At 62.2% G+C, this 7,432-nt stretch carries 4 protein-coding genes and 4 pseudogenes; all 8 read right to left on the reverse strand.

All coding sequences use genetic code 11. The annotated features are described in order from the left end of the window. Positions 1-113 precede the first annotated feature (113 nt). The gene (locus CRO75_RS30050; protein ID WP_143504258.1) at positions 114-1,970 is read right to left on the reverse strand and encodes a hypothetical protein; all 1,857 of its coding nucleotides are present in this window, start codon (positions 1,968-1,970) and stop codon (positions 114-116) included. A 202-nt stretch (positions 1,971-2,172) separates the two neighbouring features. After that, positions 2,173-4,098: a lipase family protein gene (locus CRO75_RS33435; protein ID WP_345789177.1), complete on the reverse strand. Its 1,926-nt coding sequence runs from the start codon at positions 4,096-4,098 to the stop codon at positions 2,173-2,175. After that, positions 4,081-4,581: pseudogene (locus CRO75_RS33440) on the reverse strand (AAA family ATPase); the annotation flags it as partial. The pseudogene CRO75_RS33440 and the gene CRO75_RS33435, both read right to left, overlap by 18 nt. A 142-nt stretch (positions 4,582-4,723) precedes the next feature. Then, positions 4,724-6,082 carry a coproporphyrinogen III oxidase gene (locus CRO75_RS30060; protein WP_097140167.1) on the reverse strand — a complete coding sequence of 453 codons (1,359 nt, stop codon included), beginning with the start codon at positions 6,080-6,082 and terminating at the stop codon, positions 4,724-4,726. A 91-nt stretch (positions 6,083-6,173) separates the two neighbouring features. Next, positions 6,174-6,617 (reverse strand): hypothetical protein, encoded by a 444-nt coding sequence (locus CRO75_RS30065; protein WP_097140169.1) that lies wholly within the window; start codon positions 6,615-6,617, stop codon positions 6,174-6,176. A 12-nt stretch (positions 6,618-6,629) separates the two neighbouring features. Then, positions 6,630-6,828: pseudogene (locus tag CRO75_RS30070) on the reverse strand (molybdopterin synthase sulfur carrier subunit). Next, a pseudogene (locus CRO75_RS30075) lies at positions 6,825-6,959 on the reverse strand (cyclic pyranopterin monophosphate synthase MoaC); the annotation flags it as partial. The pseudogenes CRO75_RS30070 and CRO75_RS30075, both read right to left, overlap by 4 nt. A gap of 332 nt (positions 6,960-7,291) precedes the next feature. Further along, positions 7,292-7,432 (reverse strand): annotated as a pseudogene (locus tag CRO75_RS30080) (IS5/IS1182 family transposase); the annotation flags it as partial.

Below are 7,432 nucleotides of genomic sequence, written 5' to 3' on the forward strand. Positions count from 1 at the left end.
AGTCAGAGGCATGAGTCCCACTGCCAGATGCGCCGGGCTCTAGGGCCACTTGATGCAATCAGCGCTAGAGGTGCATCCACCTGGAGCAAGCGTGGCCAGCACCTCGTCCAGCTTTACCAGGACAACGTCTGCGCAACCTGATTTGCCTCGGTCTCGGTTTGACCTCCGCTCATCACGGGTGCCCGCAGCAATGACCGCTGGCCTTTGCGGTCCACGATCCAGAACGCCATCCCTATCGGCGTTGCTCGTTGGGCGCCGGTGATGGGGTCGACATCGGCAACACTTTCGTCCTTTACTCCCTTCGTTACGTCGAATACCCATTTACGACCGACTACCGGCGCTGCCTCGCGCTTGACTGACTTGGGCACGAACGTCGTCTTGCGCACGTTGCCCGCTTGCAGCTGCAGCTGTCCTGCCATGAAGGCACGCAGCATCGACTCGAGCTCGTCGTCAGATGACGTGTCCAATCCCGCGCTCAGGCCCAACTGCATCCCTGTCTGCACATTCTCGTAGTAGAAACGATTGGCGCTGCCATAGCTCAGGCGATAGGTGCCCACGCGCATGGGTAATTGCATGCCCGTCGCTCTGTTGACCAGGGCATTTGCGCCTTCGGGTATGCCCCAACCCCACAGCGCATCGCTCTCCTGCCAATCGAGGAAGGTCCTGTTCAAGGCGCTGGCCTCGCGGTTCCGGCCTTGGCGGTAGGCAATATCCGCGGCATAGTCCAGCGCAGTCTGATAGATCCCGCCGTCGGGATCGCCGCCGTTGTACTGCCAGGCGGACAGGGCCTGTTCCAGCGAACTGCGAGCGTCCTCCAAGGCCCCGCGCCGGTACTGTGACACGCCGACAAAGGTATTCAGGCGGGCGATTTCCAACGCAAAAAACGCGTCAGGCAGCGCCTGTTCCGCCAGCTCGCCGGCCTTGGACCAACCGCCCGGTGTCGCCCAGTGCAAATCGATTACCCGGTCCTGTTCAGCCATGGTGCGCTCACGGAACAGCGGATGCTCGCCCTGCCATTGCAGTGTTGCGAAAAACTTGCCCAGTTGCTCCATGGCCTGGGCCTCGTCCTGCAAACTGAAGTCAACGGCAACGTGCAGGCGCCAATCACCCCGCAGCGCCACCCAAATGCCCCTGACACCTTGCTCGCCCGAGTCCTCCCATTGCGCTCTCCCTTTGACTGACATCAGACCATCGAAGGGTAGATCAGGCATTGCCGACGCACGCACTTGCTCAGCGGGCGTTCCCTGATAGGGTTTGAGCGACTCCTGGCGCTGGGTAGCATCCCGTCCGCGCTGTGTTTCGTCGTAATACAAAGAAATCTCGGCGCTTAGAGGACCGTTCACTAGCGCCTGGGTATAGCGCACTCGAGCGCCGAAGTTCCGCTTATCGGCCGGTTCGAACTCCGTTAACTTCCACTGCCCCACCATCAGCGGCAGCGATAAACCGGCAAGCTCGTAACGCAAACGCGGCTCGTCTGGCGCCAGGCGCCATAACCTGGAATAGGGCCTGCCGACGGCAAAGAGCTTTTCCTGCAGACGGGTGACCTCCGCCCTTTCACCTGCACGCATGCTTGCCTCGATGGCCACACCCAACAGCTTCGCGCTGTGGTAGTTGCGAAATCGCCTCCCGTTGGAAAGCGCTTCCGCCGCGTCTTCATACGCCACCTGCTCTTCGGCGGCGGCGCGGGCCTCGGCGTACTGCCCCTGCTTGAACAGCAGGTTGACCAACAAGGTGCCCCCGTCCAGCCTCGCGTTGATGCCGTTGATACCCTCCTTGCGGCCCGCCTCCATCGCCACCCGCGCCGCGACGGTGGCCGCCGCCAGAGATTCCTCGCGATCCAGGCGCTGCGCCTTAAGCAATAGTATGTAAGAGAGTTCCTGTTTCGGTTCCGCAGCCCAGGCGGGGGTGCATAGTGACAACAGGACTGCGGCCAAAAGAGAGACATATCGATTTCGTTTTCGGCACTTCATATCAGGTTCCGGGACAGGCGCCATACATTTGAAACTCATTATTCAACTTCTCCATTCAACTTCTCCGAAACACAGCCAGAAAGTACTTTTTTGAGCATTTCGCTCATCCTGATAAAGGGACAGTTGGCACCCTTTAACTCCTGCTCCCGGCAACGACTCGAACAGCAAGGTGGGGTTAGCCGCCGAACCACTTGGAGTGGCGCTAGCGAATAGCATCGACGTCCAGATCGAACGCGGCACCCGGGACGGGGCCGCCCACCAAGGCGGCAATCGCACGATCGTTGCTGTCGGCATCCGGCGGTGCCATCGCGAATTGTTCAGGCACGCGATTGAAGGGGTGCGCCAACCAGCGCTCCAGACTCATTGCCAGTACCTCGGGCTGGTTGGCGATCAAGCCGTAGACCTTCGCCTCAGTGACCTGGTCTTTGCTTAATTTCAGCAGGCGAAGCCGGGTCTCTCGGACCTTGGCGATTTCGTCTTGTAGCTGGGATGCCTTGAACGTTCCCGCTGGGGTGGAATTGGAGAGCTCCTTCATCATTTGCCTGGTGATTTCCTCCAGGGCCTTTTCTATCTCGAAAAGCTCTGTATCAGTCACCGAGGCGCTTTTTTTCTTCAGCGCCTCTTGCCAGCGACGCAAGGAAGCCCAGCAGTGGGGGATGTAGCTGGCCACCATCTTGTGATCGGCATTGTCCAGCATCTGGCGTATCAATCCACCACGATCGGGTAAACCGCCTTCCGCCTTCAGCGCCTTGGCACATACCGCCCCCGCATGCTCGGTGACGGTTTCACAACCCGGAGTCCAGAGGATTGCCGAGCGGTCGCCATCCTTGAACGAGATCGGCATGAAATGGCGCAGCCTACCGTGGTGCGTATAAGACTCGCCAGTCATGTTCACCGGGCTCAGGGCCAACACCGCCAACCCCGCGGGGACGTTGGCGAATGTAAGAACGGCACCCAGGCCAGTCATGCCCCAGGAGGTCTTCATCCAGGGAGCCGGGACACTCGGCACCGGATCGTTCTGGTTGACCATGCGGTGGTGCGTCAACGCATGGGCGCTTTCGACAAAGGTCTTGTCGCCTGCGCGGGGGCTGCCGTAGGTGTAGAGCAGGATATCCGCTGCATACCGCTCCTCGCGTCGCAGCATCTCCGCGACCAGCAAGGCCACGGCACCGCCCAGGCTGTGACCGGTAATCACCAGCTTCTGCCCGCTGTAGAATTTATCCAGGTAAGTTGCGACGAAGGTCCGAACGGCCTTTGCAGAACCATAGAAGCCGTTATGTACCTTGCCCACGCCCTCCTCGAAAGGTACCTGTGCAGCATCTATATCGCGCAGCATATCAGGCCCCCCGGCGGTCCCCCGTATCGCCAGCAAAACCAGCTCATCGTTATGGGTGATAAACACCTGAGAGTCGGTACCACCCTGCTTGCCCGCATCGTCAAAGAAGTGGAGCTTGGCGGGATGCTCCTGCTCCGTCCCCAAATCAGGACTGTTCACATCAGGGTACAGTTCAGGGTCGAAAGGGATAACTTCCAGACGTTTGGAATACGCCACGTCCGTATACAGGGGGTAGTAGGTTTCCTTGGACACCTGGCTCGCTTCGACCCGCCAAAGCTCATCGAACCTGGCCAGCCCATCGCCAAACCAGTTACCGACGCTGGGCTGAGTCGGGAAACTCACGCTATCGCTCACCACCGGCTGTGTATCAGGGACCTGGCCAAACGGGCTGTAGCTCAGGGTCGCCATCAATGCCAGTTGGTACAGGTTGAGCAAGCAGAACTCCTTGTCCGTGGAGAGCAAGGGGCTCAGCGCCCGCAGTGGACGCACCTCCAGCACATGATGCTTGTTCGGCAACAGCGCAATGCCTCGAATCCGGGGAGGTTTAGAAACTCCAGATTCAGGCTGGCGCATCAGCGAATGCACATGGTGCTGCGGCGGAAAGTTGCGGGGCGCCAGGGGCGGTAGGTGGGCACCATGCCCCACCAGCTCGCTCACCTCGACCTGACAGAAGAAATCGGCTTGGCCTTGCGCAGGGTTGGATTGAGTACGGGCACCGCTTGGGTTCAAGAAACGGGTCTTTTCGGCACGGACTTGCAGTTCGGTGATGGGAAGCGGGTAGTCGAAGCGCATCGCCACGAAGCGCTGGCGGGTGCTGGGCTTCATGCCCTTGAGCAGGTTCTGGTAACCGGGGTTGTAGGACACCACCAGCATGAAGGACGGCGGCGCCCGCAGCACTTCGCCGGTGCGTTCCAGGAACAGCTCGCGGCGGTCGTCGGCCAGGGGGTGCAGGACCACCACCGTGTCCTGGCGCGCCTCGACCACTTCGTCGAGGTAACAGATGCCGCCCTCGCGCACCGCCCGGGTCAGCGGCCCGTCCTGCCACCAGGTGCCCTGGGCGCCGATCAGGTCGACGGCGCTGAGGTCGTCGTGGCAAGCCACGGTGTGCAGCGGCAGGTTCAGGCGGTGTGCCATGTGCTGGACAAACCGGGTCTTGCCGCAGCCCGTGGGGCCTTTGATCAGCACCTGCATGCCGTGCCGCCAGGCCTGTTCGAACAGCGCCTGTTCATTGTTCAAGGGTTGATAGAAGGGTTCGCAAGCCGTTCCGAGATCCATGGGCTACCTGATTCACAGCGGGGTTCGGGGACCACGCTAAGGCGCCACGCAAGGGAGCTGCAAGCGAACCGGCGGGCAAACTTGATCTCCGTCAAGCGTGCCGCGCCGGGCTGCGCTCAGGCCTCGAAATCAGCGCCTGCAATCAACGCTCGCGATCGGGCTCGACGCACTCGCAACCGCAGGCTTGCCCCGGGCTGTCCAGGTCCTCCTGGAACAGCTGGCAGATGCTGTCCACCTCCAGCCGGCCGGCGGGCAGGATGCTGATAAAGCGCTCCGAAAGCTCCACCAGGCCGTTCCAGCTCAGCTGTTGCAGGCGCAGCCAGGCGGACGCGAAATACTGGCGGAAGATCAGCCCGTAGCGGCTTTCGATGGCCAGGATGTCCAGCTCCAGGTCGCACGCCAGGCGCTCCATGACCAGCTGCCGGACCTGGTCGCCGGCCTCGCAGCGCCAGCCGCGACAGGTCGCCAGCTGGCCCAGGTCCAGCTGTTGCAGATAGTCGTCGAGCAGCTCGCTGTTCTGCGTATACAGCTCGTCGAACTGGCTGATGGCGCCCAGGCCGAAGCCCACATGGTCGCAGTAGCCGTGGCAGGTAAACCCCTGGCAGTTGCGGCGCAGCCGGCCACGTTCCTGGGCCATCATCAGGTCGTCGTCGGGGGGCACGAACTGGCCCAGGCCGATGTACTGGTAACCCGCCGCCAGCAGGCGCTCGAAGCAGATGCGCCGCATCGTCTCCTTGGCCTCCTGGCTGCAGGCTGCCGCGGGGCGCTCCTGGCTCTGGCGCCGGTAGCGCAACGGTGGCCGGGAATAGTCGAACACCTGCAGGCGGTCAGGCTCCAGCTCGATCAGGGTGCCGAGCTTCGAGGCGAAACTCGAAGGGGTCTGCCAGGCATGGCCGTACCCCAGGTCGACATTCACCGAGCGATAGCCAAAGGTCCGCGCGGCGTCGATCAGCGAATGGATGGGCGCCGGGTTCTGGTAGCAGGCCACCGACAGCTGGCTGTCGCTGCCAATATCCGGCACCCCGATATTGACCTGATTGAACCCCTGCTCGCGCAGCAGGCCCATGGTCGCCCAGTCGGTGGGGTGCAGGTCGACGTCGATGCTGTAGTCGCCGCAATCGTGTTCGAGGAAGTGGAAGCGCTGGCGCAGGTGCTGCATCAAGCGTTGCAGTTGCGCCGCCTCCGGGGTGCCGCCACCCAGGTGGAACTGTTCGATGCGCTGCTCCGGCCCCAGGTGGCAGCCCACCAGGTCGATCTCCCGCTCCAGCCGCCGCAGGTAGCTTGCGCCAGCGTCCACCGCCGCGCCCGACAGGCGCGGCGGGAACTGCACGCTCAAGGACAGCGGCCGGCGCTTCTTCCGGCTGTTGCGCAATGCCCGCAGCAGGTCCAGGGAACCGATGCCGCCGTGAAAGCGGCGGGTGTCGGCATGGCCGTTGGGATCGAGCACGCCTTGATCGCGTCGAACGACCGGCTCGCTGCGGTGCGGCAGTAGATCAGGCATGACAGGGCTCCATGGCTGGCGGTGGAGGGCCAGTGTCCGGCGTTAACGCCCGGGGCTCCTTGACTTGCATCAAGCGTGGGGCGCCGCCGGCCTACCAGTTCAGGTAGAACATGCCCTTGGCCAGCAGCACGATCAGCAGCATATGGCCGAACAGGCTGTGATGGATAAAGCGCGAATAGCGGGCATTCATGCGCCCGCTCCTGAACAGCAGCATGGCCACCAGGAAGTGCCCGAGCACGCTGGCGGCCAGCAGGATCTTCAGCAGCAGCAAGGTACCGAACGACGACGCCAAGGGCGCCGCCAGCACCGGCAGGTAACGCACCCAGACCATGCCCAGCCCGGCGCCGAACAGCACCAGCAGCACCCAGGGCATCAACTGGCGGGCACGCCGGGCGATGCCCTGTTCGAGCAGCACCATGAGCTTGGCCGGCAGTTGCTGGCGGATGTGTTCCAGGAACAGCACCTCGAAGAACACCGTGCCGATGAAGACCAGCGCGGCGAACAGGTGCAAGGTGAGCAGCAGCGGATAGATCATGGGGCCTCCGGATCAGGGTTGCGCGGCCTGGGCCAGCGCCTCGTCGAGCCCGCACAGGTCCTGGTTGCGGGCACACATCAGGCTCGGTTCGTCCAGCACCCGCCAGATGCCGACGCAAATGCTCGAGGCAGGCAAAATCGCCTTCGACCACCTCGCTCGCGCAGCCCAGGGTTTCCCGGTAGCGGGAGAAATACTGCACCTGCAGTTTCATGCCGCCGGCGCCTGGTAATCGCCGCGCTTGCCCCCGGACTTGCGCAACAGCCGGATCGATTCGATATGCATGCCGCGGTCCACCGCCTTGCACATGTCGTACAGCGTCAGGGCGGCGACACTGGCGGCGGTAGGTTATCGGTGACATCGACCATGCGCGCACGGTCGAGGGAATCGAGGTGGGTCAGTATCGCGTCGTTCATGGATGCGATGGGCTCGGACCAGACGGGATCGCCCCGGCCTCGCACGTTGCTGCGAGACTACTGCGCCGCCCCGCTGGCACGGTTGACGTCAATCAAGAAAGCCACAAGTCCCCAAGGGATGGTCTGAAGTAGCCCAATATTTACTGGCTAATTCTTCATCCTCGATGCCAAAAGCGGCAGCAGGTCAAGATGCGATCAGATCTGCTGTCTATTTCATATTTTTTCGCCGTTGCGAGCACCTCGTAGCAACCATTTCGCGTACTACAGATGCACCTCTCCTGTCTTCGATAGCAAATGCCGACGAGCCATCCACAGGTTCGATAGCGCGAACAGCATCACCATCTGCGCGGTGTTCTTGACCAAGCCTCGGAACCGCACCTTGGTAGAACCAAACTCGCGCTT

Source organism: Pseudomonas sp. LAMO17WK12:I10 (assembly GCF_900215185.1).
Lineage (GTDB): Bacteria > Pseudomonadota > Gammaproteobacteria > Pseudomonadales > Pseudomonadaceae > Aquipseudomonas > Aquipseudomonas chlororaphis.